Source organism: Geodermatophilus sp. SYSU D00814, from assembly GCF_054050055.1.
Map to the genome: position 1 here is coordinate 1 of NZ_JBJGYP010000011.1, position 26,589 is coordinate 26,589.

Sequence of the window (26,589 nt, forward strand, 5' to 3'; positions counted from 1 at the left end):
GGCCGCGGCCCGGCCGGGGACCCGCCCGCGCGCCCCCGCCCCGCCCCCGCCCCCCCCGCCCCCCCCCCCCCCCCCCCCCCCGCCCCCCCCCCCCCCCCCCCCCACGGGGGTCAGACGCGCAGGGCGTCGTCGTCCCGGTCGTCGTCGCGCTCCTCGCGCAGGGTGGGCTGCCCGGCCGGGACGGCGGCGTGCGCGCCGGACCGCAGCAGCGCCTGGAGCTCCTCCTCGGACTCCACCGCCTCGCCGCGGGCGACCATGCCGGCGTGCTCGGACAGCGGGATCTCCCGCAGCGCGAACGACAGCAGCAGCGCCACGGCGAGGATCGGCACCAGGTACCAGAACACCGGCGCCAGCGAGCTCGCGTAGGCGTCGACGATCGCCGTCCGCAGCGGGTCGCCGGCGGCCTCGACCGCGGCCGGCACCAGGGTGTCGGGCGAGGTGATGCCGGCCTGGACGGCCTGCTCGGCGTTGCCGGCCAGCGCGCCGGCGAGGTCGTCGGCCAGCCGGCTGGTGAACAGCGTGCCGAAGACGGCGACGCCGAGGGTCGCGCCCACCTCGCGGAAGTAGTTGTTCGTGGAGGTGGCGGTGCCGATCTGGCGGGCCGGGACGGCGTTCTGTGCGGCCAGGACGACGTTCTGCATGATCAGCCCGAGGCCGCAGCCGAGCGCGAAGAACATCGCGCCGATCGTCCACAGCGACGTGCCGCCCGACAGCGTCGTCATCCAGACCATCGTCGCGAGGATCACCGCGACCCCGGCGATGGTGAACCGCTTGTACCGGCCGTCCTTCAGGATGAGCGACGCCGAGGTCTGGATGGTCAGGATGATCCCGGCGGTCATCGGCAGCATGAGCAGGCCCGAGTTCGCCGCGGACAGCCCCGAGCTCATCTGCAGGAACGTCGGCATGAAGGCGATCGCCGAGAACATGCCCAGGCCCACGGCCATGCCCAGTGCCGTGGCGACGACGAAGGTCGGGTTGCGGAACAGGCTCAGCGGCACGATCGGCTCGACCGCGCGCCGCTCGACCAGCACGAACGCGACCGCCGAGACGACCAGCGCGGCGAGGAGGGCGAGGGCCTGCCAGGAGCCCCAGCCGTCGCGACCGCCGACGTCGGTGAACAGCACCAGGGACGTGGTCGTCGCCGACAGCGCGGCGATGCCCGCGACGTCGAGCGGGGTGGTGCTGCGCCTGCGCGGCAGGCTCAGGGCGGAGAAGCCGATGGCCAGGACGGCGACGCCGACCGGCACGTTGATCCAGAACGCCCACTCCCAGCCGAGGGCGTCGTGGTCGGTGAAGAAGCCGCCGACGAGCGGCCCGACGATGGCCGACAGGCCGAACAGCGCGCCGATCGGCCCCATGTACCTGGCCCGCTCCCGGGCCGGGACGATGTCGGCGATGATCGCCTGGGAGAGGATCATCAGGCCGCCGCCACCGAGACCCTGCACGCCGCGCCAGGCCACCAGCCAGGTGAAGTCCGGCGACAGGGCGGCGCCGACGCTCGCGACCGTGAACAGCCCGATCGCGACGAGGAACAGGTTCCGCCGACCCCAGAGGTCGCCGAACTTGCCGTAGATGGGCATGACCAGGGTGGTGGCGAGCAGGTAGGCGGTGGTCATCCACGCCATGTGCGAGACGCCGCCGAGGTCGCCGACGATCGTCGGCATCGCCGTCGAGACGATCGTCTGGTCGAGCGCGGCCATCAGCATGCCCGCGAGCAGTGCGGAGAAGATCAGGTTGACCCGGCGGCGGGTCAGGACGATCGGCGGGGCGGAGCCGTCGACGGGTGGGGACTGCACGGGTTCTCCAGGGGTCGTTCGGCGGTGCCGCGGGCGCGCGGCACCGAGGGGGAGCGGACGACGGCGGCCGCTCGGGGGATCAGGGGCGCGGGGCGGGGAGCCCGGCGGCGAGCGCGTCCCACGCCTCGTCGACGAGGGCGGGCAGCGAGGTGGTGCAGTCGCTCGCCAGCCAGGCGCGCAGGGCGGCGCGTACGGCCGTCCCCGAGACGGCCGCGAGCAGGGTGGGGTAGACGTCGCCGGCGGCGTCGGTCCCCGTGCGGACGGCGACGGCCTCGGCCAGCGCCCGCTCCGCGGAGTTGAAGACGGCGTGCAGCCGCCCGACGAGCACCGGGTGGGCCTCGATGACCCGCAGCCGCAGGGGCCACAGTCCCTCGGGCTCGTCGGCCATCTCGGCGGCCTGCTGGGCCTGCACGGCGCGCAGCGCGTCGACCGGCGACTCGTGGGCGGGCCGGGCGGCGAAGCGCTCGGCGGTCTGGGCGACGGCCGAGGCGTCGATGCCCACGACGGCGTCGTCCTTGGTGGGGAAGTAGTTGAAGAACGTGCGCGGGGAGACGCCGGCCCGGGCGGCGACGTCGTCGACGGAGACGCCGTCGAGGCCGCGCTCGGCGACCAGCTGCAGCGCCGCCTGGTGCAGGGCCAGGCGGGTGGCGAGCTTCTTGCGCTCGCGCAGGCCGGTGCTCACCCGGACATCATGGCGCGAACCGTGCAGACCGTGCAATGTTGCGTGCACTGCACGGCGTGTCGGGGCGTTCCTGCTGGGGTCCCTGGTCGGCCGTGTCGACGTCTCGGGCGGCGTCCTCCCTCACCGCCGGGCGTCCTCCCGCACGGTGCGCCGTCGGGGAGGACGACCCACGATCAGGTCACCTGATCCCGGCGCGACCGGCTCAGTCGGGATCGCGCCGGCGCTCGATCGCCTCGAGGACGGTCTTGCGGCCCTTCCCGAGCTCGCGCTCGGCCCGCTCCGCCCGGTCGAGCTGCGAGTCCCCGTGCATCCGGCCCACCCGCTCGCGCGCCTCGGGGGCCGTCACGTCGAGCAGCTCGGCGGCCTTGCGCGCCTCCTTCGCGGCGTCGGTGTTGGCCACGTGCTGCTCGTCGGACCCGCGCTTGCGCGCGTCGGTGGCCCGCTTCTCCTCGTCGGAGAGCAGCTCCCACGCGGCGTCGGGCAGGTACCGCTTGGTCCCGTCGGAGCCGCGGGCCCGGTCGTCGCCGTCGGCGGTGTGCCAGTCCTGGCCGGTCCACTCCTGCAGGTGCCGCTGCGACTCGGTGCGCTGCCCCGCGTGCCGGTAGCCGCCGCCCTGCGCCTCGTACTCGTGGGCGAGCAGCTGGCTCTTGCGGGCGCTCCACTGACCGGGCCGCCCGCCCCGGTCGCCGGCCTTGATCTCCTCCTTGAGCCGCGCCCGCAGCTCCGGGTCCGTGTAGTCCTCGGCGTAGTCCTCGGCCGACTTCCCGCTCATGACACCGGGGTACCCGATCCGGCCGCGTCTCACCCGGTGGAGTGCGACCGGTCAGCGGCGGGCGGGGGCGGCGCGCACGTGGATGCGCTCGCCCTGCGGGCCGAACAGGCCCAGCACCTCGGCCGGCCGGTCGTCGGGGTTGCCCAGCCAGTGCGGGGTGCGGGTGTCGAACTCGGCCACCTCGCCGGGCGCGAGGACGACGTCGGCGTCGCCGAGGAGCAGCCGCAGCCGACCCGACAGGACGTAGACCCACTCCCAGCCCTCGTGCGACCGCAGCTCGCCGGGCTCCCCGCCCCAGCCCGGCGGCAGCACCATCTTGTAGGCCTGCAGCCCGCCCGGGCGCCGGGTCAGCGGCAGGAACGTCGCGCCGTGCCGCACGATCGGCTTGAGCCGCACCCGGGGGTCGCCGGTCTCGGGCGCGTCGACGAGCTCGTCGAGCGGCACCTGGTGGGCGCGGGCCAGCGGCAGCAGCAGCTCCAGGGTGGGCCGGCGCTGCCCCGACTCCAGCCGCGACAGCGTGGACACCGAGATGCCGGTGTCCTCCGACAGCTGGGTCAACGTGGCGCCCCGCTGCCGGCGCAGCTCGCGCAGCCGCGGGCCGACGGCGTCGAGGACGGCGTCCAGCTCGGTCACGTTGCCAGTATGGCAAAGGAACTTGCTTGTGCGGCAGGTCGGGGAGCACCGTCGTGGGCATGGACGAGACGTACGACGTGGTGGTCGTCGGCGGGGGAGCGGCCGGCCTGTCCGGCGCCCTCGCCCTGGCGCGGGCGCGCCGCTCGGTGGCGGTGGTCGACGACGGGACGCCGCGCAACGCGCCGGCGCACGAGATGCACAACTACCTGGGCCGCGACGGCACCCCGCCCGGCGACCTGCTCGCCGCCGGGCGGGCCGAGGTCGCCGGGTACGGCGGCGTCCTGGTCGACGGCACGGCGACGGCGGCCGGCGGGTCGGCCGGCGCGTTCACCGTCGACCTGGCCGGCGGCCGCGTGCTGCGAGCCCGCCGGCTGCTGGTCACCACCGGCCTGACCGACGAGCTGCCCGCGATCCCCGGGGTGCGCGAGCTGTGGGGCACCGACGTGCTGCACTGCCCGTACTGCCACGGCTGGGAGGTGCGCGACCGGCCGATCGGCGTGGTCGCGACCGGGCCGATGTCGCTGCACCAGGTCCAACTGTGGCGGCAGTGGAGCGCCGACGTCGTGTTCTTCCTGCACACCGCCCCCGAACCGGACGACGCCACCGCCGAGGCGCTGGCCGCCCGCGGCGTGCGGATCGTGCGCGGCGAGGTCGCGGCGCTGGAGACCGACGGCGGCCGGCTGACCGGCGTCCGGCTGGCCGACGGCGAGGTCGTGCCGCGCGCCGCCGTCGTCGTCGCCCCGGTGTTCACCGCCCGCTCGGCCGTGCTGACCGGGCTCGGGCTGGCGGCCGAGCCCTTCCGCATGGGCGAGGCGGTCGTCGGGTCGCACGTCCCGGTCGACCCCCGCGGCGCCACCGCGGTGCCCGCCGTGTGGGCGGCCGGCAACGTCGCCGACCCCGGCGCCCAGGTGATCGGTGCCGCCGCCGCGGGGCTGATGGCCGGCGCCGCGATCAACGCCGACCTCGTCGCCGACGACACCCGCGCCGCGGTGGACGTGATCCGGGCGATGAGCGACCCCGAGTACGGCGAGCGGTGGTGGGAGGAGCGGTACCGCTCGCACGGACACGGCGTCTGGAGCGGCCGGGTCAACGACGTGCTGGCCACCGAGGCCGCCGACCTGCCGCCCGGCCGCGCCCTCGACGCCGGCGCCGGGGAGGGCGGGGACGCCGTCTGGCTGGCCCGGCACGGCTGGCAGGTGACCGCGCTGGACCTCTCCCGCACCGCACTGGACCGGGCCGCCGCGGCGGCCGAGGCGGCCGGGGTGCCGCTGGAGACGCGCAAGGCCGACGTCTCGTCGTGGGAGCCCGGCGACGAGCGGTGGGACCTCGTGACGGCGTCCTTCCTGCACTTCCCGCCCGGCACCCGCGACGACGTGCTGCGCCGGCTGGCCGCGGCCGTCGCCCCCGGCGGCACGCTGCTGGTGACGATGCACGACGGCGGGGACTCCGCCCGCGGCATCCAGCGGCCCGGCCTGCCCGACTGGTACGCCACCGGCGGCCAGCTGGCCGAGGCGCTCGACCCGGGGGACTGGGAGGTGCAGGTGGCCGAGGCGCGGCCGCGGGAGGCCCGCGGGCACGAGCACGGGTCGGCCCACGCCGCCGACGCGGTGCTGCGGGCGCGGCGCCGTCAGCCGGCCGTGTCGTCGTCCTCCCGCGGGTAGAGGAACCGCAGCCGCGCCGGCGGGGTGAACGGCGTCCAGCCGTCCCGGGTCTGGGCGAGCCGGTCGGCCACCAGCCACAGCACGGCGGGGTCGTGGCCCATCCCCAGGTGGCTGGCGTGCACGCCGACGTTCTCCGCCCGCGGCCCTGGCTGCTGCCGGCAGGCCCGCCAGTCGACGACGCCGTCCCACCGCGAGTAGACGGCGGTGCTCGGCACCGGCAGACCGGAGGCGAGGCCGCCGCGGGCGCGGGGCACGGCGTGCAGGTGCCGGTAGCGGGCGTAGGCCCGCGCGCCGGGGGTGTCGTCGGCGGGGCGGCCGGCCGTGCCGAAGGGCGAGCCCAGGCTGACCACCTGCCGGACCAGCCGCGGCACCCGCAGCGCCAGCCGCCGGGCGTAGATGCCACCGAGGCTCTGCCCGACGATGCTCACCGGCCCGTCGTGCTGCTCGGCCAGGCGCTGCACCAGGCGGGGCAGCTCGTCGGTGATCTCCTTCGTCGGGCCGCGGTTGCGGCCGAGCTCCCAGCCGACCACCGGGTAGCCCAGCCCGCGCAGCCAGCGGCGCAGCGTCACCGTGGAGGCGTCGGAGGCGAGCAGCCCGGGGAGCACGAGCACGCCGTGGCGCTCACCGCGCGGGGCGCCGCGCAGCAGCGGGTAGGCCAGCGCCAGCGCGCCGGCGCTGGCCGCGGCGCGCACCGGCTCGGTGGCGGCCAGCAGCGTGCGCCGGCGTCCGGCGGTCCGGGGGTCCGGGGCGTCGGTCACGGGCTCTCCTCCGACGGCGGGCGGGCGGTGTCCGGGTGGCCATACCCGCCCGGACGCCTCCGGACCGCCCGCATGACGTGGCCCCGGTCGCGTTCTGCGGCGCTCCCCGGCGCTCCGGCCCGCGTCATGCCGGGTGGGCGGAGGGGTCTTCACCCCTGCACGCGACGACGTCCCCGAGCAGGACCGACCACCCGGCCCGGTCCGCCGGGTCGCGCCGCTGCAGCCCCCCGGCCGGGGCCGTGCCCCCGACCCGGCCGGGGGTCCTCCCTCACCGCGGGCGCAGCAGCGCCCGCTGGGCCATGTCCGACGTCGCCAGCACCTCGCAGAGGAACTCCGACGCGGCGGCCGCGACGTCGGCCAGCTCGCCGGCGGGGGTCTCGCGGAGGACCTCGAGCAGCACCTCGTGGTGCACGTGCACCACCTCGAGGATCCCCAGCCCCTGGGTCACCGCGGCCCGGCCGAGCTCGTACCCGCGGTGCAGCGAGGCCTCGCCGCGGCGGGCCAGGTGGGCCAGGAAGGCGACGCGGTAGTCGCGGGCGAACCCCTCGACGCCGGTCACACCGGCCCGCCCCGCGCCGTCGTCACCGGCCGCCGCGGCCCGACGACCCGGTCGAGGAAGGCCAGCCCCTCCTCGAGGTCGAGCGCGGTGTGCACCGACCCGGTGTCCATCCCCAGCGCGACCATCGCGAAGGCCACCTCCGGCTGGATGCCGACCACCACCGTCACCGCGCCGCGCAGCCGGGCGACCTCGCCGATCGTGCGCAGCGTCCGGGTGCCGAAGGAGTCGAGCACGTCGAGCGCCGCCACGTCGATCACCACCCCCCGCGCGCGGTCGCGGCCGATGCGCTCGACCAGGTCGTCCTGGAAGGCGGTCATCTGCGTGTCGTCGAGGGCGGTGTGGATCGAGGCGATCAGGTAGGAGCCCTGCCGCAGGATCGAGACCAGCCGGGGCCCGGTCACGTCGCCGCCGCCGGGTCGTCCCTGCCGGTCGCGTACCCGAGGAGGCGCTCGGCCTCCTCCAGGCCGCCCTGCAGGTCGCCGATGGTGTCCATCTTGCTGAGGTCCACCCCGATGATCACCAGCGTCTGCGCGATCTTGGGCGAGAGACCGGTGATGATGACGCTGGCGCCCATGAGCCTCGATGCGTCGACGGTCTGCACGAGGTGGTTGGCCACCGACTCGTCGACCTCGGGGACGCCGGTGATGTCGATGACCACCACCCGGGCGCGGTGGGTGCGGATGCCGGTGAGCAGTTGCTCGGTGAGCTGGCGGGCCCGCTCGCTGTCGAGCACCCCGATGATCGGCAGGATGAGCAGCCGCTCGCGCACAGGCAGGACCGGGGTGGACAGCTCGCGCAGCGCGTCCTGCTGCTGTCTGATGACCCGCTCGCGCTCCTCGACGAAGCTCACCGCGACGGTGTTGGCGATCCGGTTGGCCGCCGGCTCGTAGGCGTCGAGCACCCGGTTGAGCAGGCCGAAGTCGCGCTGGTACTTCTCGAACAGCGAGCGGGCGAGCACGTCACGCAGGAGCAGCACGATGCCGACGACCTCGTGGGTCTCCACCCCGCGCGGGATGATCCGCTCGGAGAGGTCGCGGGCGTAGCGCCGCAGCGCCTCGACGCTGCCGGTCTCGAGCACCTCGACGTAGTTGTCGTAGACCGACGTGGTCTCGGCCACCATCTCCTGCGGGGTCATGGCGTGCAGCAGGCCGGCCTGCTGGATGCGCTCGGACCACTCGTGCCGCAGCCGCGTGCGGTGCTCGCGCAGGTGCGCGACGAGCTGGGGGAGCAGCTGGTCCTCGCCGGGACTCTGGTCTTCGGCCGTCGTCGTCTCCGTCCCCTGCGCGCTCATCGCCCACCACACCATCTCGTCATCGTCACCGTCGTCCCCCGCCCCACCTCGGAGGCGATCGCGAACTCGTCCATCAGCCGCCGGGCGCCGGGCAGCCCCAGCCCGAGGCCCGCGTAGGTGCTGTAGCCGTCCTGCATCGCCCGCTCGACGTCGGGGATGCCGGGGCCGGCGTCGCGGGCGGTCACCTGCACGCCCTTGCGCGGCTCGTCGAGGACCTCCACGACGACCTCGCCGGAGCCGGCGAACTTGACGATGTTGCGGGTCACCTCGGAGACCGCCGTGGCGATGAGGGTCAGGTCGGTGGCCGAGAAGCAGCCGAGCCGGCCGGCCAGGTCGCGGGCGGCCTGCCGGGCGGCGACGACGTCGGCGTCGCCCCCGATCAGGATGCGGACCTCGTCGTCGCGCTGCGGCGCCCGCTCCAGCAGCGGCTGGCTGAGCGCGGCGCAGACGTCGCACTCGAGCAGGTGCCGCCCGGCGTCGACCTCGCGCTGCCGGCGGCGGTCGCCGCTGGAGAGGGCGAACAGCACCGGGCGGCAGCGGTCGGTCGGCGGCTCGGTGCGGTCGCGGGCGAGCAGGTACTCCACCCGCAGGCGAGCCCGGGCGCGGTGCAGCTGCGCGGCGACGGCGCCCGCGGTCGAGCCGAGCTCGGTGGCCAGCGCCCGGGTGTCCCGGCCGGACACCTCGTGCTCGAGGAGGGCCTGCCGGTCGCGCTCGGAGAGCCGGGTGAGCGCCTCGGCGACGGCGGAGCGCTCCTCCGCGGCGAGCAGCTCGCCGTCGGGCGGGTCGGGCACCCGCAGGTCGACCACCCGGTGCTGGTTGCGCCGGTGCCGGTCCTGCTCCCGCCAGGAGGTGGCGACGACGTTGCGCGCCGTGGCGATGGCGTAGGGCTCGAGCATGCCGGGCTCGACGCGGCCGGAGGCGGCGAGGACCCGCACGAGGGTCTCCTGCACCAGGTCCTCGGCGGCGGTCGCGTCGGCCACCCGCGCAGCGACGATGCGCCGCACCATCGGCAGGAGCGCGGCCACGGCGTCGGCGTCGCCTGCCGGCGACTCGGCGACGGACTCCACGGCCCCCACCCGCGGCACGCTACGCGCGGACGGCCGTCCCGGCGCGGTCTCGCGTCGCCGGGACGGCCGTCGGGCCCAGCGCTGGGCTCAGCGCTGGGAGAGGTAGGCGGCGGCGGTCTGCCGCAGCCGCTCGTGCACGCCGTCGGCGGCGGGCGCTCCCGGCAGGTACCGCTTGGCCAGCTTCGCCACCATCGTGTAGTTCGTGTCGACGACGTTGCCCGCCGGCGCCAGCCCCGCCTGGCTGACCAGCTGGTAGGCGTCCAGGACGTCCCACCCGGTCAGCTCCGCCGCCCAGGTGACCAGGTCGTGCTGGCTGACCCGGTAGGCGTCCTCCAGCGGCCGCACCGAGCCGGTCGACATGAGGAACTCGTCGGTCTCCAGCCGCGGCCACGCCGGCCCGCCGCCCTTGACCAGGTCGACCACGACGACCGTGCGCATGGCCGCCTCGACGGCGGTGCCGCACACCTCGCCCTCGCCCTGCCGGCAGTGCCCGTCACCGATCGACAGCTGCCCGCCGGGGACGTTGACGCCGAAGTACAGCGTCGTCCCGGCGCGGACCTCGGGGGTGTCCATGTTCCCGCCGTGCGCGCCCGGCGTGATGCTCGCGTGCACCTCGCCCGCGCCCGGGGCGACGCCGATCGTGCCGTGCATCGGGTCCAGCGGGAGCTCCATGTCCGGCCCGCCGCGGCGCGGCCGGAACAGGCAGGTGCCCCGCTCCCGGTCGACCTCGTAGAGCCACACCAGCTCCTCCAGCGGCGCGTGCAGCATCGCCGTCTGGTGCGTGGTGGTCAGCGCACCGAAGTGCGGGAAGGTGGTGGACACCGCCCAGTCGCGCACCGGGGCGACGTCGACCAGGTGCACGGCCAGCGTGTCGCCGGGCTCGGCGCCCTCGACGGCGATCGGGCCGGTGACCGGGTTGAGGTAGGGGAACACGCAGACCTGGCTGGGCAGGTCGTCGACGCCGCGCACGGCCCCGCCGAAGCAGTCCTCCGTGGTCAGCTCGACCACCGTGCCCGGGGCCACGGTCAGCAGCGGCTCCGCGCCGCCGAAGGAGTACCGCAGCTGGTCGGGGGCCGGCTCCAGCGAGACGACCTCGAGCGCCGCCGTCACAGGTTCTCCTCCGCCCGGATCTCCGGCCGCCGGCCGGTGGCGACCAGGACGACCATGAGCACCAGGCCGATGCCCAGCCACACGAACCCGAGCCGCTGCGCGGCCACCTGCGCGTTGATGACGACGTACACGAGGATCGCGAACCCGATCACCGGCACGGCCAGGTGCAGCCACCAGTTCCGGCTCTTCTGCCGCACGACGAAGTGCCAGACGACGGCGACGTGCAGCAGCAGGAACGCCGACAGCGCGCCGAAGTTCACCAGCGTGGACAGCAGCGAGATGCCGTCCTCCCGGCTGTTCATGTACAGGCCCAGCACCAGGGAGACCACGGCGACCAGGAGCGTGGCGTTGACCGGCACGCGGCGGGTGGGGTGCACCTGGCGCAGGAAGCCGGGCAGCTGGCGGTCGCGGGCCATGGCGAACAGCAGCCGCGAGGTGGCGGCCTGGGCGACCAGCGAGTTGGCGAAACCCCAGGCGATCGCGGTGGCGATGGCGGTGAGCGTGGCCAGCCACGACCCGCCGGCCACCTCGGCGGCGTCGTAGAACGCCGTCCCGGCCGCGTCGCCCTCGGCGATGAGGGTGTCGGGGTCGGGCACGAGCAGCGCCGCGACCCAGGTCTGGACGATGAACAGCGTGCCGGCCAGCGCCAGCGCGGCGATCATCGCCTTGCCGATCGAGCGGGCCGACTCCCGGTTCTCCTCGGCGAGGGTGGAGATGCCGTCGAAGCCGAGGAAGCTCAGCACCGCGATCGACACCGCGCCGAACACCAGCTCCAGCGAGAAGGTGTCGCTGTTGTAGACCGGGGAGAAGTCGAAGCCGCGGCCCTCGCCGGAGGCCAGCGCGGCGACGCCGATGACCAGGAAGATCGCGAGCACGACCAGCTCGGCGACCAGCATGATCTTGTTGACCCGGGCGGTGAACTCGATGCCGAAGTAGTTGACGACGGTGTTGAGCACGACGAAGCCGACCAGCCAGACCCAGACCGGCACCGAGGCCCAGATCGAGTTCATCGCCACCGCGGCGATGAGGTAGAGCAGGCCGGGGACGAGCACGTAGTCGAGCAGGATCATCCAGCCGGCGACGAACCCGACCGGCTGGGCGATGCCGCGCCCGGCGTAGGTGTAGACCGAGCCGGCCATCGGGAAGGCGCGCGACATCTGCGAGTACGACGCCGCGGTGAAGGCCATGGCCAGGCCGCCGATGGCGTAGGCGAGCGCGATCATCCCGCCGGAGGCCTGGAAGACGCTGCCGAAGATGCCGAACGGCGCGATCGGGACCATGAAGACCAGGCCGTAGACCAGCAGGTCGGTGAAGCTCAGCGAGCGCTTGAGCTCCTGCCGGTAGCCGAACTCCTCGACCCCGGCGGCGCCGGCGGCCGGGACCGCGCCGGCCCCGGTGCTCCCGGTGGCGTGCGCGGTGGGGGTGGTGCGGGGGTCGGTCACGACTCCTCCTCTCGGCCGGCTCGGGGCCGGACGCGGGGAGAGTAGGCCGAGATCCTTCCAGCTGGAAGCACCGGGGGGTCAGCCCCGCGGTCCGACCTCCCGGAAGACGAGGCCCTCGGCGCGGGCCAGCCGGGACCGGAGCGCCCGCACGGGCGCCGCCGGCTCGCCGACGAGCAGGCCGGCCGCGGTGCGGACGCCGTCGTAGACGCCGCGGGCGTAGGCGCACACGACCGGCGCGTCCGGGCCGGCGCGGGCGGCGAGCCGCTCCTGCAGCGCGAGCTGCCCCTCGTCGGTGGCGCCGGCCCCCGCGGCGGCGAAGGAGGGCATGCAGGCGTAGAGCTCCCCGGAGCCGTCGCCGCCGACGGCGTAGAGGCCGTTCTCCTCCAGTGCCCCCGACAGCCGGACCACCCGGCGGTCGAGGCCGGCGCGGGCGAAGGCGCGGTTGAAGGCGACCAGGTCGCGGCCGACCAGGCTGAGCAGGACGGCGTCGGCGCGGCTGCGGCGGACCAGGTCCAGCGCCGGGCCGGGGTCGGCCGGGCCGAAGGGCACCAGCAGCTCGCCGGCGACCTCGGCGCCGAGGTCGCGCAGGACCGCGCGGGCCGCACGGTGCACCGCCTGCGGCCACACGTAGTCGGTGCCGAGCAGCACCCAGCGCCGGGCCCGCCGCCGGCGCACCAGCCAGGCCAGGGCGGCGGCGTGCTGGTCGAGAGGGGACGAGCCGATCCGCAGCACACCGCCGACGCTGCGGCCGCCCTCGTGCGGCGGGGTGAACACGTACCCGGCCCTCCCGGCCAGCGCCCCGGCGACGGCGCGGGAGACGTCGCTGGTGGAGAAGCCGACGAGCACGTCGACCGCGCCGGCGGCGTGCAGCGCGGCGGCCGCGGCGGCCACCTCGGCCGGACGGCGCCCGGCGTCGACGGCGACCAGCTCCAGCACCCGCCCGCGGACGCCGCCGGCCTCGTTCAGCTCGTCGGCGGCCAGGCCCGCGAGGTCGAGCGCCGACGGCGCGGTCATCGCCAGGGGACCCGACAGCGGGACGGCCAGACCGACCCGCGCGACGCCGGGAGCGCGGCCGGTGAGGGCGGCCTCCCAGGCGTCCAGCGGAACGGTCGGTCCGGGCACCGCCTGAGTATGGTGCCGACCATGACGGTCGAGCAGCGGGCCACGGGTTCTGCCGTGCCGCCGTCGACCGGGTCCTCCCTGGTGGAGCTGCTGACCGCCGTCACCCGGCGGGTCGCCCGCGGCGTCACCGCGGTGCTGGCCGAGGACGGCGCGACGCTGGACTCCTACCGCGTCCTGCGGGCCCTGGGCGCCGGTCCGGGCTGCACGATGGGGGAGCTGGGCAGCGCGCTGGCGATGCCGGCGCCCACGGCCACCCGGCTGGTCGACGGGCTGGTCGACGCGGCGCTGGCCTACCGGCTGCCCGACCCCGACGACGGCCGTCGGGTGCGGGTGCACCTGTCCGCCCGCGGCCGCACCCGGCTCGACCGGCTCGAGGCGCTGGTGCGCGCGCACGAGGACGCGCTGGCCGCGGAGCTCGGCGCCGAGCGGGTGGGTGCGCTGGTCGCCGCGCTCACCGACGTCGCCTGCCTGCACCCCTGAACCGCAGTCGGCGCGACGCCGAGGTGTTGATCATCGACTGAGTGCACGCGACACGCGCGGACACGCCGATGCGAGCGGCACGCACCCGATGATCGACTCACCGCGGCTGAGGACCGCTCACTCCGCCGGCGGCAGGATCCGGGGGACGAAGACCTCGTCGATCGGGCGCGGGCCGACGTACTGCCGGCAGGTGCAGGGCACCCAGGTGTGCCCGGCCCAGCGGCCGCGCTTGTCGTAGGTGTCGCGGCGCAGCTCGGCGTAGCAGGTGTTGGTCTCGGTGTCGTGCTGGCTCAGCGCGTGACCGCAGCCGCACAGCGGCACGGGGTTCGGCGGCGGCGCGGCGGGACGGCGCCGTCCGAGCCGCCCGGCCACGAACCCGACGGCCAGCAGTGCCGCACCGACCACCAGGCTGACTGGCTCCACCGAAGACCCCTCTCACCGCCGCTGCCCTCCCGACGGTAACGCCGGGAGGGCAGCGGCGGTGCCGGACGGCTCAGGTGTCCTGCTTGCCCCGCCCGCTGACGGCGTCGCGCAGGTGGTCGATGAGCGCGGCGACCGGCCCGACCACCGTCCGGACCACGCCCTCGTTGGGCGTCATCGGGTGCGGCCGGGTCGGCGCGATCTTCTTGACGCGCTCCACCTGCTCGGCCATGCGCACCAGCTCCGCGTGGTCGAAGGAGGCGCGTAGCTCGGTGAACATGCGGCCCTCCTCGTGCTCGACGTGGCCGCGGATCTCGTGGATGAGCGTCCGGATCTCGGCGTCGTAGCGCTCGTCGGACGGGTCGAGCCGCTCGAGCTGCTTCATGGTGTGCTCGGCCCGGTCGTGCTCGTGCTTGGACCGCTGCGCCTCCTCGGCGTCGACCTCCTTCTGCACCCGCGGGTAGACCTGGGTCTCCTCGGCGACGGAGTGCTTGACCAGGCCGATGCTGACCTCGTCGACGAGGGCGCGCTTGCGGGCGAGCGCGTCGGGGTCGGTGCTGCCCATGAGCTGCTCGAGCTCACGGAAGATGCGGTCGAACTCGCGGTGGTCGGCACTGAGCAGCTCCACCACGTCGCGCTGGGTCTCGGTCACGGTGTCTCCCGGCTGATCGGGCTCGGTCCCCGCGGCTGGGGAGGTCCCGACCCTTCCCCGCGCCCCGCCCGGGCACACGCAGGGCGCGTGAGCGCCCGCCCGCTCAGCGCCGGCGGCCGCTGATCGCCGACAGGCCGGTGATCTCGCGGCCGACGATGAGCGCCTGCACGTGGTCGGTGCCCTCGAAGGTGTAGATCGCCTCGATGTCGGCGTGGTGGCGGGCGATGTGGTGCTCGAGCAGGATGCCGTCGCCGCCGAACAGGTCGCGGGCGTCGGCGACGATCTGCCGGGCGGTGGCGCAGCAGTGCCGCTTGGCCAGCGACGCCATGGCCGCGGTCATCCGGCCGGCGTCGGCGAGGGTGGACAGCCGCCAGCACATGAGCTGCATCGTCGTGATCTCGGCGAGCATCCGGGCCAGCTTCTCCTGCACCAGCTGGTAGCCGGCGATCGGCTGGCCGAACTGCTCGCGGTGGAGGCTGTGCTCCAGCGCCAGCTCGTAGGCCGCCGTCGCCAGCCCCAGCGCCCGCCACGCCACCGTGTAGCGGGTGCGGTCGAGGATGGTGGAGACGTCCTTGAACGACCGGCAGTTCTCCAGCCGGTTCTCCGCCGGCACCCGCGCGCCCTCGAGGGTGATCTCGGCCTGCCACACCGCGCGCAGCGCCGTCTTGCCGGTCATCACCCGGGCGGTGAAGCCGGGCGTGCCCTTCTCGACCACGTAGCCGCCGACCTGGCCGTCCTCGCCGCGCGCCCACACGATGACGTGGTCGGCGATCGTGCCGTTGCCGATCCACTTCTTCTGCCCGTCGAGCACGAAGACGTCGCCGTCGCGGCGCGCGCTGGTCTCCAGGGCGACGGCGTCGCTGCCGTGCTGCGGCTCGGTCAGCCCGAACGCGCCGATCTGCTCCATCCGCGCCATCGGCGGCAGGAACCGCTCGCGCTGCTCCTCCGAGCCCAGCAGTGCGATCGACTGCATCGCGAGGAAGCTGTGCACCCCGTTGAAGGTGCCGATGCTGCCGTCGGCGCGGGCGAGCTCGGCGGCGACCAGCCCGGCGGCGACGCAGCTCATCCCCGGCGAGCCGTAGCCCTGGATGGTGCCCCCGGCGATGCCGAGCTCGGCGAAGCCGGGCACCAGCTCGAAGGGGAACTCGGCGCGCTCCCAGTAGTCGTTGATCCGCGGCGTGACCTCCTTGGCGCACCAGTTCCGCACGCGGTCGCGGATCTCGACCTCCTCGGGGGTGAGCAGGTCCTCGAGGGCGTAGAAGTCGGTGAGCGCGGTCTCGGCCACGCGCCGACGCTACGCGCGGGCGGAGTCCGCCGCCGGACGGCGTGGATCGTCGCCGTCCCGCCGCCGAGTGGGCAGTCGTGGCCGACCGGGACGGCGTGTCGGCGCGCGTCGCCGACCGCAGGCGCTCACTCGGGCGGGGGCGCGGCGGGTCAGGCGCCGAGCAGCCCCCGCACGTAGGCGGCCTGGCCCACGTGCTGCAGGTCGTCGGAGAGCACGCTGACCAGCCGCACGCCGAGGGTCACCGGCGGGTCCCACCGCTCGTCGACGACGCGGTCGAGGTCGTCGTCGGTCAGCCCGTCGAGGAACGCGGCACTCGCGGCGGCGACGGCGTCGGCGTACTCCAGCAGCAGCCCCGTGGAGGGCACCCGCACCGCGTCGACCTCCGCCGCGGACATGCCGTAGCCGGTGGCGGCGTCGTCGACCGGCAGGCCGAAGCGGGCGGCGAAGCCCTGCGCGGTCCACACCTGCTCCGTGCCGGCGACGTCGGCGAGGTGGTCGTCCTGCACGCGCAGCAGGTGCCAGGCCAGCCAGCCGACGGGGTTGGCGTCCGGCCCGGGCCGCTGCGCCAGCTGCTCGGGGGTCAGGTCGGCGACGGCGCGCCGCAGCGTCTCGCCGACCTGCGCGTAGGCGTACCGGAGGAGCTCGGAGGTGCGCATGCCGCAGCGCTACCCCTCCCGCTCACGGGGGACGCCCCGGGCGGCGGCGCGACGGTAGGTTGCGGTGTCCGCCCGCCCGGCCGAGGGGGTCCCGCGTTGCCGTTCCTGCTGCAGCGGCTCCTGCGCACCCTGCGCCTGCGGCTCGGCGGCTGGCGGCTGCCGCTGGCCGTCGCCGTCCTGGTGTTCCTCACCAGCTGGGCGGCGATGGCGCTGGTCGAGCCGCCCGGCAGCGGCATCGCCGAGCCGGCCAACTACTGGTGGTACTTCGTCGTCACCGCCGCCACCGTCGGCTACGGCGACCTGTTCCCGGTGTCGGCCGGCGGCCGCGTCGTCGGCGCCTACGTCATCGTCGGCGGGATCGTCACGCTGACCCTGCTGTTCACCGAGCTGGCCACCGCCCTGCAGACCACGCGGGGCAAGCGGCTGAGAGGAGTGGTCGGCCTGGACCTCCGGGACCACGTCGTCGTCCTGGGCTACACACCCGGGCGCACCGAGCGCATCGTCGCCGAGCTGACCGTCGAGCCGGGCACGCGGATCGCGCTGTGCGCGCACGACGACGTCGCGGTCAACCCGATGCCGGAGGAGCCGGCGGTCTCCTTCGTGCGCGGCGACCTGACGCACGCCGACGTCATGACCCGCGCCGGGGTGGCCCGCGCCCGCACGGTGGTCATCGACGGCCGCGACGACAACGAGACGCTGGCCATCGCCGTCGCCGTCGACCACGCCAACCCCGACGTGCACATGGTCGCCGCCGTGCGCGACCTCGGCCGGCGCGCGACGCTGCGCTACGTCAACGCCGGGGTGCAGGTGGTGCAGTGGCACATGCCGTTCCTGCTGTCGGAGGAGGCGGCCGACCCCGGGCTCACCCAGGTCTACAACGAGCTGATGACCGCCGGCGGGCACGGCAACACCTACTCGGTGCGGGTGCCGGCGGGACTGCCGCACCGCACCTTCGGCGAGTGCCAGACCGCCTTCGGCCGCGACCACGCCGCGACGGTGCTGGCCCTGCGCACCGGCGAGGGCCTGCAGGTCAGCCCCTCCTGGGACACCCCGGTGCCGGAGGGCGCGACGCTGTACTACGTCGCCCAGCACCGGCTCGACCCCGCCGGGCTGGTCCGCCGGGGCTGATCACCAGAAGCCGAGGAGGGCGGCGACCAGCGCCACCAGCCCGCCCAGGGCGGCGAGCACGGCCAGCACGGTGACGACGACCGGCACGACCACCCAGCGGCGCTTGAACCGCCAGCGCTGGACTCCCCGCCGGCGGGTGTGCTGCGGCGCGCGCGGCATCCCCCGGGCGGCGGCGGGCCGGGGAGTCTGCGGCGCGGGAGCCGGTGGCGCGGCCGGGCGCGCACGGTGCGCGCGGTCCGGCGCGCGGTCCGGCGCGCGCTCCGCGCCGTGCCGCTGCTCCTCGGCGTGCCGCTGCTCCTTGCGCTCCTTCCGTTCCTTGCGCTTGTCGGCGAGGTAGCGGGCCTGGTCGCGCGCGTCGCGGGCGACGGTGCCGATGACCGAGGCCAGCGCGCGCAGGTCGTCGAGCTCGAAGCGCTCCACCTGGCCGCCCAGCGCCGGCGCGTTCTCGGCGGGAGGCCCGGCGGGCTCGGGCGGGGACCAGGCCGGACCCGGCCCGGCACCGGCAAGCGCGTCGCGCAGGCCGGCCCGCGCGCGGGCGACGTCCCACCGCTGCGCGGTGTCGCGGGTGAGCAGCCCCTGCAGCACCGGCGCCAGGGGGCCGGCCCGCTCGGCGGGGGCGGGGTCCTCCTGGACGACGGCGAGCAGCGTGGCCATCGGCTCGGGCCGGTCGAAGGCGAGCCGGCCCTCGACCGCCGTGTACAGCGTGGCGCCCAGCGACCACAGGTCGACGGCGGGCCCGGGCTCCTCGCCGCGCGCCCGCTCGGGCGACATGTAGGCGGGGGAGCCGAGGATGGCGCCCGAGGTGGTGATGGACGCGTCGCCGGTGGCCGTGGCGATGCCGAAGTCGGTCAGGTGCGCCGAGCAGTCGGCCCCGACGAGCACGTTGGCCGGCTTGACGTCGCGGTGCACGATGCCCGCCGCGTGCGCGGCCTCCAGCGCGTCGAGGACGTCGAGGCCGATGCGGGCGACGGTGCGCCACGGCAGGGGGCCCGAGCGCTGCACGATCTCCTGCAGGCTGCGGGACTCCACGTGCTCCATGATCAGCCAGGGCCGGCCGTCCTCCTCGACGACGTCGTAGAGGGTGGTGACGCAGGGGTGCACCAGCCGGGCCGCCGTCCGGGCCTCGCGCAGGGTCCGCAGCCGCAGGGACTCGCGCTCCTCGTCGGTGAGGTGCGACGGGTAGACGATCTCCTTGAGGGCGACCGGCCGGTGCAGCACCCGGTCGGTGGCCCGCCACACGACGCCCATGCCACCGCGGCCGATGACCTCGGACGCCGCGTAGCGCCCGGCGACCAGGCGTCCGGTACCGGTTTCGGCGGACATGCGAGAACGCTACGCCCGGGAGCGGGCCCGCGTCCCCCGCTCAGGCCGGGTTGGCCGGCTGCTCGGGGTCGCTGCGTTCCTCCAGGTGGGCGGCCACCTCCTGGGTCTCCATCTCCACGGCGATGTCGCGCGGCTGGGGGGCGTCGGGCTCGGGCTGCGTCGGCGTCGTCATGTCCGGCAGCCTGCCCCGGATCGCGGCGGCGCGCTCCCTAGACTCCGGCGTCCGTGAGCGTCACCCGGCTGCTGGTCGCCAACCGCGGCGAGGTCGCCGTCCGCGTGCTGCGGACCGCCGCCGCCCTCGGGCTGTCCACCGTCGCGGTCGCCCCCGACGACGACTCCGGGAGCCTGCACGTGCGCCGCGCCGACGACGCCGTCCGGCTGCCCGGCGCCGGCCCGGCCGCCTACCTCGACGTCGCCGCGGTGGTCGGTGCCGCCGTGCGCAGCGGCGCCGACGGCCTGCACCCCGGCTGGGGCTTCCTCGCCGAGAGCCCGCGGCTGGCCCGCGCCTGCGCCGACGCGGGCATCGCCTTCGTCGGCCCGGACGAGGGCGTGCTGGCGCTGTTCGGCGACAAGACGCGGGCCCGGGCGCGGGCGGTCGAGCAGGGCGTGCCGGTACTGGCCGCCACCGGCGCCGACCCGGGCCCCGAGGCGGCCGCGGCGTTCCTCGCCGGCGGCCCGGCGATGGTCAAGGCGCTCGCCGGGGGCGGCGGGCGCGGGATGCGGCCGGTGCACGATCCCGCCGCGCTGCCCGCAGCCCTGGAGCGCTGCCGGTCGGAGGCGCTCGCGGCGTTCGGCGACGGCGCGCTCTACCTCGAGCGGCTGCTGACCGGCGCGCGGCACGTCGAGGTGCAGGTGGCCGGCGACGGCGCCCGCGTGGTGGCCCTCGGCGACCGCGACTGCTCGCTGCAGCGGCGCCGGCAGAAGCTGGTCGAGGTCGCGCCCGCCCCGGCCCTCGACGACGACCTGCGCGCCCGCCTGGCCGCCTGGGCGAGCGCGCTGTGCGGCTCGGCGGGGCTGCGCGGCCTGGCGACGGTGGAGTTCCTCGTCCGCGGCGGCGAGGTCGCCTTCCTCGAGGTCAACCCGCGGCTGCAGGTCGAGCACACCGTCACCGAGGAGGTCACCGGCCTCGACCTCGTCGAGGTGGGCATCCGGCTGGCCGAGGGGCTGTCGCTGGCCGACCTGGGCCTGTCCGCGCCGCCCCCGGTCCGCGGCGCCGCCGTCCAGGTCCGGGTCAACGCCGAGACGCTGCTGCCCGACGGCACCGTGCGGCCGGGCACCGGCGTGCTCGAGCGGTTCGTCCCGCCGACCGGGCGCGGCGTGCGGGTGGACACCGCCGCGGTGCCCGGCGCCGAGGTCGGCCCCCGCTACGACTCGCTGCTGGCCAAGGTCGTCGTGCACGACCGCGACCTGCCCCGCGCGCTCGCCGGTACCGCCCGGGCGCTGGCCGAGCTCGACGTCGCCGGCGTGCCGGTGAACGGGGACCTGCTCGCCGCGCTGGTCGGGCTGCCGGAGGTGGCCGCCGGAACGGCCACCACCGACCTGGTCGACGCGCGGCTGGCCGAGCTGGTGCCCGACCGGCCCGTGGAGGAGGTGCGGCCCGTCGACGGCGTGCTGCCGGTGACCGCGCCGCTGTCGGGCGCGGTGGTCGAGGTGGCCGCCGCCGATGGGGACGCCGTCGCCGCGGGCGCTCCGCTGCTGGTGCTGGAGGCGATGAAGATGGAGCACGTGGTCGTCGCACCGGCCGGCGGCGTGCTCACCGGCCTGGCGGTGCGCGTGGGCGACGTCCTGACCGCCGGCGCGGTGCTCGGCGGGGTGGTGCCCGGCGAGGTGGGCGGTGCCGACGGCGGACCGGCCGACGACGACCCCGGCGCGATCCGCCCGGAGCTCGCCGAGCTGCTCGAGCGGCAGGCCGCCACGCTCGACGAGGCGCGGCCGGAGGCGGTCGCCGCCCGGCACGCCGCGGGCCGGATGACCGCCCGGGAGACCGTGGCCGCGCTGGTCGACGACGGCACCTTCGTCGAGTACGGACAGCTCGGCCTCGCCGCGCAGCGCGCCCGACGGTCGCTGGAAGAGCTCGTCGCCCGCACGCCCGCCGACGGCATCGTCACCGGCCTCGGCGAGGTCGGCGGCGTCCCCTGCGCGGTGCTGGCCTACGACTACACCGTGCTGGCCGGCACGCAGGGGCGCACCGGCCACCGCAAGACCGACCGGCTGCTGGAGCTCGCCGCCGACCGGGGGCTGCCGGTGGTGCTGGTCGCCGAGGGCGGCGGCGGGCGGCCGGGCGACACCGACGGCGGCGGCTTCTCCCACCTCGACGTGCCGACCTTCACCACCATGGCGCGCCTGGCCGGCCGGGTGCCCACCGTCGCCGTCGTCTCGGGGTACTGCTTCGCCGGCAACGCCGCGCTGGTGGGCTGCTGCGACGTCGTCGTCGCCACCGAGGACAGCAGCATCGGCATGGGCGGCCCGGCGATGATCGAGGCCGGTGGGCTCGGCGTCGTCGCGCCGGACGACGTCGGCCCGACGGCGGTGCACGCGGCCACCGGTGTCGTCGACGTCGTGGTGCCCGACGACGCCGCCGCCGTGGCCGCCGCCCGGCAGGCGGTGGGGCTGCTGGCCGGGCGGGTCGAGCCGGGGGAGGACGCCGACCAGGGGCCGCTGCGGACGGCGCTGCCGGCCAACCGGGTGCGCAGCTACGACGTGCGGCCGGTGGTCGCCACGCTGGCCGACGCCGGGAGCGTGCTGGAGCTGCGTCCGGCGTTCGGCCGCGGCGTCGTCACCGCGCTGGCGCGGCTGGGCGGGCGGCCGGTGGGCTTCCTCGCCAACGACCCGCGCCACCTCGGCGGCGCCATCGACGGGGAGTCGGCGGACAAGGCGGCGGCGTTCCTGCGGCTGTGCGCGTCGGCCGGGCTGCCGGTGGTCTCGCTGGTGGACACCCCCGGGTTCATGGTCGGGCCGGAGTCCGAGCGCACCGGCACCGTGCGGCGCTTCGGCGGGCTCTACGTCGCCGGCGCGCAGCTGGGCACGCCGCTGCTGGCGGTGGTGCTGCGCAAGGCCTACGGCCTGGGCGCGATGGCGATGCTCGGCGGCGACCTGCGGGCCCCGCTGCTGACGTTGGCCTGGCCGACCGGCGAGTTCGGGCCGATGAGCCTGGAGGGCGCCGTCCGGCTGGGGTCGCGGCGGGAGCTGGAGGCGCTGCCGCCCGCGGCGCGCGAGGTGCGCTTCGCCGAGCTGGTGGCGGAGTCCTACGCGCGGGGCGGGGCGCTGACCGTGGCCTCGGCGTTCGAGGTCGACGACGTCGTGGACCCGGCGCAGACCCGGGAGGTGCTGCTGCGGGCGCTGGCCGGGCTGGCCTGAGCGGCCCTCAGCCGGACTCGCCGAGCCGGCGCTGCAGCACCTCGTGCTCGCGACGCAGCACCACCTGGGTGACCAGGTCGCGGACGGCGGCCTCGGCCTGCCGGCCGATGAGCGGGGCGTGGACCTTCGCGTCGCCGGTGACCGTGGCGCGCGTCCCGTCGGCGGAGGGGGTCAGCCGCCGCTCGCAGCGCACCCGCGCCTCGCGGCCCATGATCTCGGCGCGCAGGTCGAGGGCGCCGCGGTGGCCGCCGTCGCCGTCCGGGGTCCAGGTGGTGGTCTGCGAGACGGGCACGGTGCTGCCGACGAAGCGGGCGAAGACCGGCGGGATGCCCGTCGTGGGGGCCGACAGGCGCACCCGCGTCGTGGTGGCGGTGCCGTCGGCGCTGCTGGACGCCTCGTGCACCTGCGCCTCGAGGGCCGCGGCGACCTCGCGCAGGAAGGTCTCGTCGGTGAGGACGGCGAGGACGCGGTCGGGGTCGGCGGTGTAGGTGGTGGTGGCGTCGATGGGCACGCCCCATGGTCGTCCGCCCGTCCTCCGGCTGCACGAGCGGGGTCCGCGGGGGTGGTGGGACGGGTGCGTCCGGCACGGTGCGGACCTCCGCGGTACCGGGCCGACGGCGACCTGGCGTCCGGGCACCGCGCCGGAGACCGTGTCCGGCGCCCTCACCGAGGAGACGACGCGTGCGCCGCAGCACCGCCCTCGCCGGGGCTCTCGCCGCCGGCGTCACCATCCTGCTCACCGGTCCGGCCGCCCAGGCCGCGGAGACCGAGGTCCTCAAGGCCCCGGGGGACTTCATCGGGATCCTGAGCGACACCCGAGCGACTGGTCACTACGACGTCCGGGGCACTGCGCTGCACATCTGGACCGAGGGGAAGACGAGCACCGAAAGGTCGCCGAGTACGTCTCTGCCGACGACGTCCCGCTCTCCGGCGTGGGGGAGCCCAGCCTCGACTACACGCCGATCTCGGGGACGATCCCGCCAGGCTTCCAGCTCGTCGTCGACTTCGACGCGGACGGCAGCGCGGACGGGATCCTCGTAGGCGAGCCGGGGTCGTACGGGACCGACTGGTGGGTCAACAAGGCCGCCAAGACCTTCGTCAAGGCCGCAGCCCCGGAGACCGGTGGTGGTTCGGGTAGCGACTGGTACGGCACCCTCGACGAGTGGCGCACGGCCTTCCCCAGAGCCGAGGTGAAGGCGTTCGGCTTCTCCCTCGGCTCCGGCGTCGAGGGTGAGGGCCTGCTCGAGGCCATCGAGTTCGACGGCACCCGCTACACGTTCGGCAGGGGTGGTCGCCTGAACAGCGGCCAGATGTGCCAGGACGGCGGCTGGGCCCTCAGCTTCCAGCCGACGTTCCGCAACCAGGGCCAGTGCGTGGCCCACTTCGCCAAGGCCGCCGAGCGCTGACCTGCTCGCGGCCCGGGGCCTGCCTGCCGGCGCCCCGTGACGTGACGGAGGCCCCCACCCCGTGCCAGGGGTGGGGGCCTCCGTTCGTCCTCGGTCAGGGGGCCGCGGGCGCCGGCTCGGCCGGCGTGCAGGCGGTGGCCTCCGGGGTCTCGGCCGGGGTGGTGGCCGCGGGGTCGGCGGCCGGCTGCTCGGGTGCCGGTGTCGCCGGGTCCGTCACCTCGGGGTCCTCGCACGCCGGGTCGGTGGGCGCGGGGGCCGGGGTGTCGGTCGGCTCCGTCGGGCCAGGGGTCTCGGCGGGTGCCGGCGTCGGTGCGGGCGTCTCGGTGGGCGCGGGCGTCTCCGTCGGCGTCGGGGTCTCGGTCGGCTCGGGGGTCTCGGTCGGCTCGGGGGTCTCGGTCGGCTCGGGGGTCTCGGTCGGCTCGGGCGTCTCGACGGGAGCCGGCGTCTCCGTGGGCGACGGTGCCGGCGTCTCGGTGGGGGCCGGCGACTCCGTGGGCGACGGACTGGGCGTCTCGGTCGGCGACGGGGTGGGCGTCTCGGTCGGCGCGGGCGTCTCGGTCGGCGCGGGCGTCTCCGTCGGCGCTGGCGTCTCCGTCGGCGTCGGGGTCTGGCCGGGCGACGGGCTCGGCGTCCCGGTCGGCGCCGGTGTCCCGGTGGGGGCTGCGGCCGGGGCGGTGCTCGGGCTGGTGGAGGCCGGCCCGGTCGGCGTCGGGGTGCCGGTGGGCGTCGGGGTGGCGCTCGGGGTCCCCGCCGGGGCAGGCGCGGGCGTGACGCCGGGAGCGGTCGACGGCGCTGCCGCCGTGCTGCTCGACGGGGCGGCCGCGGGGCTGCTCGACGGCGCGGCCTGGGTCCCCGCGGAGGCGCCCTCGTCGAGGTAGCGGTCCAGGTCGCGGGCGAGGGGCGGGAACGGGTCCGCGGGCGTCAGGGTCGTCCAGTCGACGACGGGCTCCAGCGGCGGCGCGGGCGCCCACCCGTTCTCGAAGCCGGGGGCGAGCACGCCGATGCTCGGCAGGGCCAGCGGGCCGGCGTCGGAGGCCGGGTCGGACGCCGACGCGTCCACGTCACCGGCGGAGGAGGGTGCCCCTCCGACGCCGCCGGCGGCGGGTGCCCCCGATGCCGCGGTCAGTGCCGCCGCCACCCCCAGTGCGCAGGCGCTCGCACCGACGGCCGGGATGAACCGGGCCGAGCGGATCCCCCGTCGTGACCTGTCCACTGCGCTCCCCCCTGAGCTGCCGGACGGCGTGGACGCCCATCGTGACCCGGACCGTTCCGGTCGTCTACGGGAGTCCGCGCGTCGCGGCCGACCGGCCGCGTGTCGCGGGGTCACCTGGCCGCGCGGGTCGTCACTGCCCGTGCGCGCCGCTGTCCGGAGCGCGGCAGGTGGTCGGGCCGGCCGTGGCGCGCCGGTCAGAAGGGCGGCAGGTCGAGATCACTCTCCAAGCGCGGGGGACGGCGGTGCCGCACCTCGCCGCCCGGTGTCGTCACCTCGAGAGCGCCGTCGTCGCCGGCGTCGAACCGTCAGCCGGGCGCCTGGTGCTCGAGCCGGTGGTGGTGCTCGCACGGGCAGCACAGGTTCGCGTGGGTGGTGCGGCCCTCGGGCCACCGTGGGCAGTGGTCGAGGTCGCACGTGCGCGTGCGGGCGCGGCACCCCGGGAACCGGCAGCGCCGGTTGCGCAGCCGGACGAAGCGGTCCAGCTCGGTGCCCGCGGCGTACCGGTCGGTCCCGGCAGGCGGGCCGAGGGCGCGACCGCGGCGGGGGCCCGCGGCGTCGGTGAGGGCGGCCAGGCTGCCGCGGAGCACGTCGACGACCGCGACGTGCGGGCGGTGCGCCGCCGCGCCCACCGGTGCGGTGAGCGCGGCGGCAGCCGTCGTCGAGCAGGGAGGTTCAGACCGGCACGGCCTCCCGGGCGGCGGGCGCCGACACGGCCGGCCGGGAGCGGCGGGCGCGGGCGGCCGCCGCGCCGATCAGGGTCAGGCCGGCCAGGCACCAGGCCGTGAGCACGAGCACCGCCGGGCCCACCCCGGCGCCGTCGAACCACGAGGTGGCCCGAAGCAGGGTCCCGGTCGCCCCCGGGGGCAGCCACTGGCCGACGGTGCCCCACGCGCCCGGCAGGAGGTCGGGCGCCCCGGACAGGCCGGACAGCGGGTTGCCGAGCAGCACCGTGACCGCCGCGCCCAGGGCCAGCCCCGGCGTGCCGAGCAGCTCGTGCAGGCCCAGCAGGACCAGTGCGGTCGCCGCGATGCCGAAGGCCACCACGGCCGCCGTCGTCCACCACGACCCCTCGACCGACCCCAGCCAGCTGCCCAGGACGGTGGCGGTCACCATCCCGCCGGCCACCGAGGCGGCGAGCGCCGTGGCCACCCGCCGCCCCCGCCCACGGACGAGCCGCGAGGTCAGCCCGGCGGTGACGATCCCGCCCAGGGCGAGCGGCAGGGCGGCGGCGGCGAGACCGGCACCGCGCGGGTCGGCCTCCGGGGCGGGGACGACGTCCTCGACCGGCACGGGCGTCCCGGTGGCCGCGCCGAGGCCGGCCGCCACCTGGCGCAGGGAGTTCGCGACGGTGGGGGAGGCGGCCGAGGCGACGAGCAGCCGGGGGCCGCCGGTGTCGACGACGACGGCGCCGTGGACCTCGCGCTCCTCGATCGCCCCGCGGGCCGCGGCCTCGTCGGCCACCGGCCGGACGTCGAACGCACCCGGCGCGGCGGAGTGGAGGGCGCCGGCCACCTGCCCGACGGCGGCCGGCGGCCCCGCTACGGCGAGGGGCAGGTCGTGCGGCGCCGACCGGACGGCGGGCCACGCGAACGCGGTCAGGACGACGGTGAGCAGGACGGCGACCGCGGCGACGGCCGCGACGGCGGACCCGCGCGGGGTCCGAGCCGGGGGTGTGGCGGAGGTGGGCATCGGGACCGCTCCTGTAGAACGAATGACCGTTCGCTTGCGTGCGCCAGTGTGGACCCGCCGCACCTCGTCGTCAAGAACGGTCGTTCG

General features: G+C 76.4%; 28 protein-coding genes. 6 read left to right on the forward strand and 22 right to left on the reverse strand.

Features of this window, described 5'->3' with window-relative positions:
* Positions 1–110: 110 nt before the first annotated feature.
* From ACI780_RS10235 to ACI780_RS10250, 4 genes are all read right to left on the reverse strand, one after another.
* Entirely contained in the window at positions 111–1,796 is a 1,686-nt protein-coding gene (locus ACI780_RS10235; protein WP_457002669.1) for an MDR family MFS transporter, read from the reverse strand.
* Between the two features lie 79 nt (positions 1,797–1,875).
* Entirely contained in the window at positions 1,876–2,478 is a 603-nt protein-coding gene (locus ACI780_RS10240) for an acyl-CoA-like ligand-binding transcription factor (RefSeq protein WP_456870167.1), read from the reverse strand.
* A 202-nt stretch (positions 2,479–2,680) separates the two neighbouring features.
* Entirely contained in the window at positions 2,681–3,250 is a 570-nt protein-coding gene (locus tag ACI780_RS10245; protein WP_457002672.1) for a hypothetical protein, read from the reverse strand.
* A gap of 51 nt (positions 3,251–3,301) precedes the next feature.
* Positions 3,302–3,883: a helix-turn-helix domain-containing protein gene (locus ACI780_RS10250; RefSeq protein ID WP_456870169.1), complete on the reverse strand. Its 582-nt coding sequence runs from the start codon at positions 3,881–3,883 to the stop codon at positions 3,302–3,304.
* A 59-nt stretch (positions 3,884–3,942) separates the two neighbouring features.
* Between ACI780_RS10250 and ACI780_RS10255 the strand changes: the two genes are divergently transcribed.
* Positions 3,943–5,544: an FAD-dependent oxidoreductase gene (locus tag ACI780_RS10255; RefSeq protein WP_457002674.1), complete on the forward strand. Its 1,602-nt coding sequence runs from the start codon at positions 3,943–3,945 to the stop codon at positions 5,542–5,544.
* Here the strand turns inward: ACI780_RS10255 and ACI780_RS10260 are convergent.
* The 8 genes from ACI780_RS10260 to ACI780_RS10295 form a co-directional block, all read right to left on the reverse strand.
* Positions 5,511–6,302 (reverse strand): esterase/lipase family protein, encoded by a 792-nt coding sequence (locus tag ACI780_RS10260; protein ID WP_457002677.1) that lies wholly within the window; start codon positions 6,300–6,302, stop codon positions 5,511–5,513. The genes ACI780_RS10255 and ACI780_RS10260 overlap by 34 nt on opposite strands.
* A 268-nt stretch (positions 6,303–6,570) precedes the next feature.
* Positions 6,571–6,861: a phosphatase RsbU N-terminal domain-containing protein gene (locus ACI780_RS10265; protein ID WP_457002679.1), complete on the reverse strand. Its 291-nt coding sequence runs from the start codon at positions 6,859–6,861 to the stop codon at positions 6,571–6,573.
* Positions 6,858–7,262 carry an STAS domain-containing protein gene (locus ACI780_RS10270; protein ID WP_456870173.1) on the reverse strand — a complete coding sequence of 135 codons (405 nt, stop codon included), beginning with the start codon at positions 7,260–7,262 and terminating at the stop codon, positions 6,858–6,860. Before ACI780_RS10270 ends, ACI780_RS10265 begins: the two co-directional genes overlap by 4 nt.
* Complete coding sequence (locus tag ACI780_RS10275; protein WP_457002682.1) at positions 7,259–8,167, reverse strand: STAS domain-containing protein; 909 nt, start codon at positions 8,165–8,167, stop codon at positions 7,259–7,261. Before ACI780_RS10275 ends, ACI780_RS10270 begins: the two co-directional genes overlap by 4 nt.
* Positions 8,149–9,228 carry a sigma-70 family RNA polymerase sigma factor gene (locus tag ACI780_RS10280; RefSeq protein ID WP_457002684.1) on the reverse strand — a complete coding sequence of 360 codons (1,080 nt, stop codon included), beginning with the start codon at positions 9,226–9,228 and terminating at the stop codon, positions 8,149–8,151. Before ACI780_RS10280 ends, ACI780_RS10275 begins: the two co-directional genes overlap by 19 nt.
* Positions 9,229–9,306: 78 nt before the next feature.
* Positions 9,307–10,329, reverse strand: coding sequence for an acetamidase/formamidase family protein (locus tag ACI780_RS10285; protein WP_457002686.1), 1,023 nt, complete (start codon positions 10,327–10,329; stop codon positions 9,307–9,309).
* Entirely contained in the window at positions 10,326–11,771 is a 1,446-nt protein-coding gene (locus ACI780_RS10290; protein WP_457002688.1) for an APC family permease, read from the reverse strand. Before ACI780_RS10290 ends, ACI780_RS10285 begins: the two co-directional genes overlap by 4 nt.
* A 78-nt stretch (positions 11,772–11,849) precedes the next feature.
* On the reverse strand, positions 11,850–12,893 hold the full coding sequence (locus tag ACI780_RS10295) for an ABC transporter substrate-binding protein (protein ID WP_457002690.1): 1,044 nt from the start codon (positions 12,891–12,893) through the stop codon (positions 11,850–11,852).
* Positions 12,894–12,914: 21 nt separating this feature from the next.
* On the opposite strand from ACI780_RS10295, the gene ACI780_RS10300 reads away from it, so the two are divergent.
* Complete coding sequence (locus tag ACI780_RS10300) at positions 12,915–13,373, forward strand: MarR family winged helix-turn-helix transcriptional regulator (RefSeq protein ID WP_457002692.1); 459 nt, start codon at positions 12,915–12,917, stop codon at positions 13,371–13,373.
* A 117-nt stretch (positions 13,374–13,490) separates the two neighbouring features.
* Here ACI780_RS10300 and ACI780_RS10305 read toward each other — a convergent pair whose 3' ends face one another.
* The 4 genes from ACI780_RS10305 to ACI780_RS10320 all read right to left on the reverse strand — a co-directional run bounded on the left by ACI780_RS10305 (position 13,491) and on the right by ACI780_RS10320 (position 16,386).
* The gene (locus tag ACI780_RS10305; RefSeq protein ID WP_456870176.1) at positions 13,491–13,796 is read right to left on the reverse strand and encodes a hypothetical protein; all 306 of its coding nucleotides are present in this window, start codon (positions 13,794–13,796) and stop codon (positions 13,491–13,493) included.
* A gap of 70 nt (positions 13,797–13,866) precedes the next feature.
* A complete protein-coding gene (locus ACI780_RS10310; RefSeq protein ID WP_457002694.1) occupies positions 13,867–14,445 on the reverse strand; it encodes a hemerythrin domain-containing protein in 579 nt (192 codons plus the stop codon).
* A gap of 103 nt (positions 14,446–14,548) precedes the next feature.
* Positions 14,549–15,730, reverse strand: coding sequence for an acyl-CoA dehydrogenase family protein (locus ACI780_RS10315; protein WP_457002696.1), 1,182 nt, complete (start codon positions 15,728–15,730; stop codon positions 14,549–14,551).
* 149 nt (positions 15,731–15,879) lie between these two features.
* Positions 15,880–16,386: a mycothiol transferase gene (locus tag ACI780_RS10320; protein WP_456870179.1), complete on the reverse strand. Its 507-nt coding sequence runs from the start codon at positions 16,384–16,386 to the stop codon at positions 15,880–15,882.
* Positions 16,387–16,482: 96 nt separating this feature from the next.
* Here ACI780_RS10320 and ACI780_RS10325 point away from each other — a divergent pair, with 96 nt between their 5' ends.
* Complete coding sequence (locus tag ACI780_RS10325) at positions 16,483–17,514, forward strand: ion channel (protein WP_457002699.1); 1,032 nt, start codon at positions 16,483–16,485, stop codon at positions 17,512–17,514.
* On the opposite strand, the gene ACI780_RS10330 is transcribed toward ACI780_RS10325, so the two are convergent.
* The gene (locus ACI780_RS10330) at positions 17,515–18,837 is read right to left on the reverse strand and encodes a serine/threonine-protein kinase (RefSeq protein WP_457002701.1); all 1,323 of its coding nucleotides are present in this window, start codon (positions 18,835–18,837) and stop codon (positions 17,515–17,517) included. It abuts the gene before it with no gap.
* Positions 18,838–18,877: 40 nt separating this feature from the next.
* A complete protein-coding gene (locus tag ACI780_RS10335) occupies positions 18,878–19,009 on the reverse strand; it encodes a hypothetical protein (protein WP_457002703.1) in 132 nt (43 codons plus the stop codon).
* A 53-nt stretch (positions 19,010–19,062) separates the two neighbouring features.
* Between ACI780_RS10335 and ACI780_RS10340 the strand changes: the two genes are divergently transcribed.
* Positions 19,063–22,194, forward strand: coding sequence for a carboxyl transferase domain-containing protein (locus ACI780_RS10340; protein WP_457002705.1), 3,132 nt, complete (start codon positions 19,063–19,065; stop codon positions 22,192–22,194).
* A gap of 7 nt (positions 22,195–22,201) precedes the next feature.
* Here the strand turns inward: ACI780_RS10340 and ACI780_RS10345 are convergent, their stop codons facing one another.
* Entirely contained in the window at positions 22,202–22,705 is a 504-nt protein-coding gene (locus tag ACI780_RS10345; protein ID WP_456870184.1) for a DUF2505 domain-containing protein, read from the reverse strand.
* 421 nt (positions 22,706–23,126) lie between these two features.
* Here ACI780_RS10345 and ACI780_RS10350 point away from each other — a divergent pair, with 421 nt between their 5' ends.
* The gene (locus ACI780_RS10350; protein WP_457002708.1) at positions 23,127–23,600 is read left to right on the forward strand and encodes a hypothetical protein; all 474 of its coding nucleotides are present in this window, start codon (positions 23,127–23,129) and stop codon (positions 23,598–23,600) included.
* A 94-nt stretch (positions 23,601–23,694) separates the two neighbouring features.
* Here the strand turns inward: ACI780_RS10350 and ACI780_RS10355 are convergent, their stop codons facing one another.
* The gene (locus tag ACI780_RS10355; RefSeq protein WP_457002710.1) at positions 23,695–23,817 is read right to left on the reverse strand and encodes a hypothetical protein; all 123 of its coding nucleotides are present in this window, start codon (positions 23,815–23,817) and stop codon (positions 23,695–23,697) included.
* 232 nt (positions 23,818–24,049) lie between these two features.
* Between ACI780_RS10355 and ACI780_RS10360 the strand changes: the two genes are divergently transcribed.
* Positions 24,050–24,478 (forward strand): hypothetical protein, encoded by a 429-nt coding sequence (locus tag ACI780_RS10360; RefSeq protein WP_457002712.1) that lies wholly within the window; start codon positions 24,050–24,052, stop codon positions 24,476–24,478.
* A 640-nt stretch (positions 24,479–25,118) separates the two neighbouring features.
* Here ACI780_RS10360 and ACI780_RS10365 read toward each other — a convergent pair.
* Positions 25,119–25,442, reverse strand: coding sequence for a hypothetical protein (locus tag ACI780_RS10365; RefSeq protein ID WP_457002714.1), 324 nt, complete (start codon positions 25,440–25,442; stop codon positions 25,119–25,121).
* 43 nt (positions 25,443–25,485) lie between these two features.
* Positions 25,486–26,502, reverse strand: a complete 1,017-nt coding sequence (locus ACI780_RS10370) for a hypothetical protein (protein WP_457002716.1) — start codon at positions 26,500–26,502, stop codon at positions 25,486–25,488.
* Positions 26,503–26,589 lie beyond the last annotated feature (87 nt).

Coding starts and splice junctions, on each gene's coding strand:
- ACI780_RS10245 (WP_457002672.1), bottom strand. CDS start 3,250: ATGAGCGGGAAGTCGGCCGAGGACTACGCCGAGGACTACACGGACCCG.
- ACI780_RS10255 (WP_457002674.1), top strand. CDS start 3,943: ATGGACGAGACGTACGACGTGGTGGTCGTCGGCGGGGGAGCGGCCGGC.
- ACI780_RS10275 (WP_457002682.1), bottom strand. CDS start 8,167: ATGGTGTGGTGGGCGATGAGCGCGCAGGGGACGGAGACGACGACGGCC.
- ACI780_RS10300 (WP_457002692.1), top strand. CDS start 12,915: ATGACGGTCGAGCAGCGGGCCACGGGTTCTGCCGTGCCGCCGTCGACC.
- ACI780_RS10320 (WP_456870179.1), bottom strand. CDS start 16,386: ATGCGCACCTCCGAGCTCCTCCGGTACGCCTACGCGCAGGTCGGCGAG.
- ACI780_RS10330 (WP_457002701.1), bottom strand. CDS start 18,837: ATGTCCGCCGAAACCGGTACCGGACGCCTGGTCGCCGGGCGCTACGCG.
- ACI780_RS10335 (WP_457002703.1), bottom strand. CDS start 19,009: ATGACGACGCCGACGCAGCCCGAGCCCGACGCCCCCCAGCCGCGCGAC.
- ACI780_RS10370 (WP_457002716.1), bottom strand. CDS start 26,502: ATGCCCACCTCCGCCACACCCCCGGCTCGGACCCCGCGCGGGTCCGCC.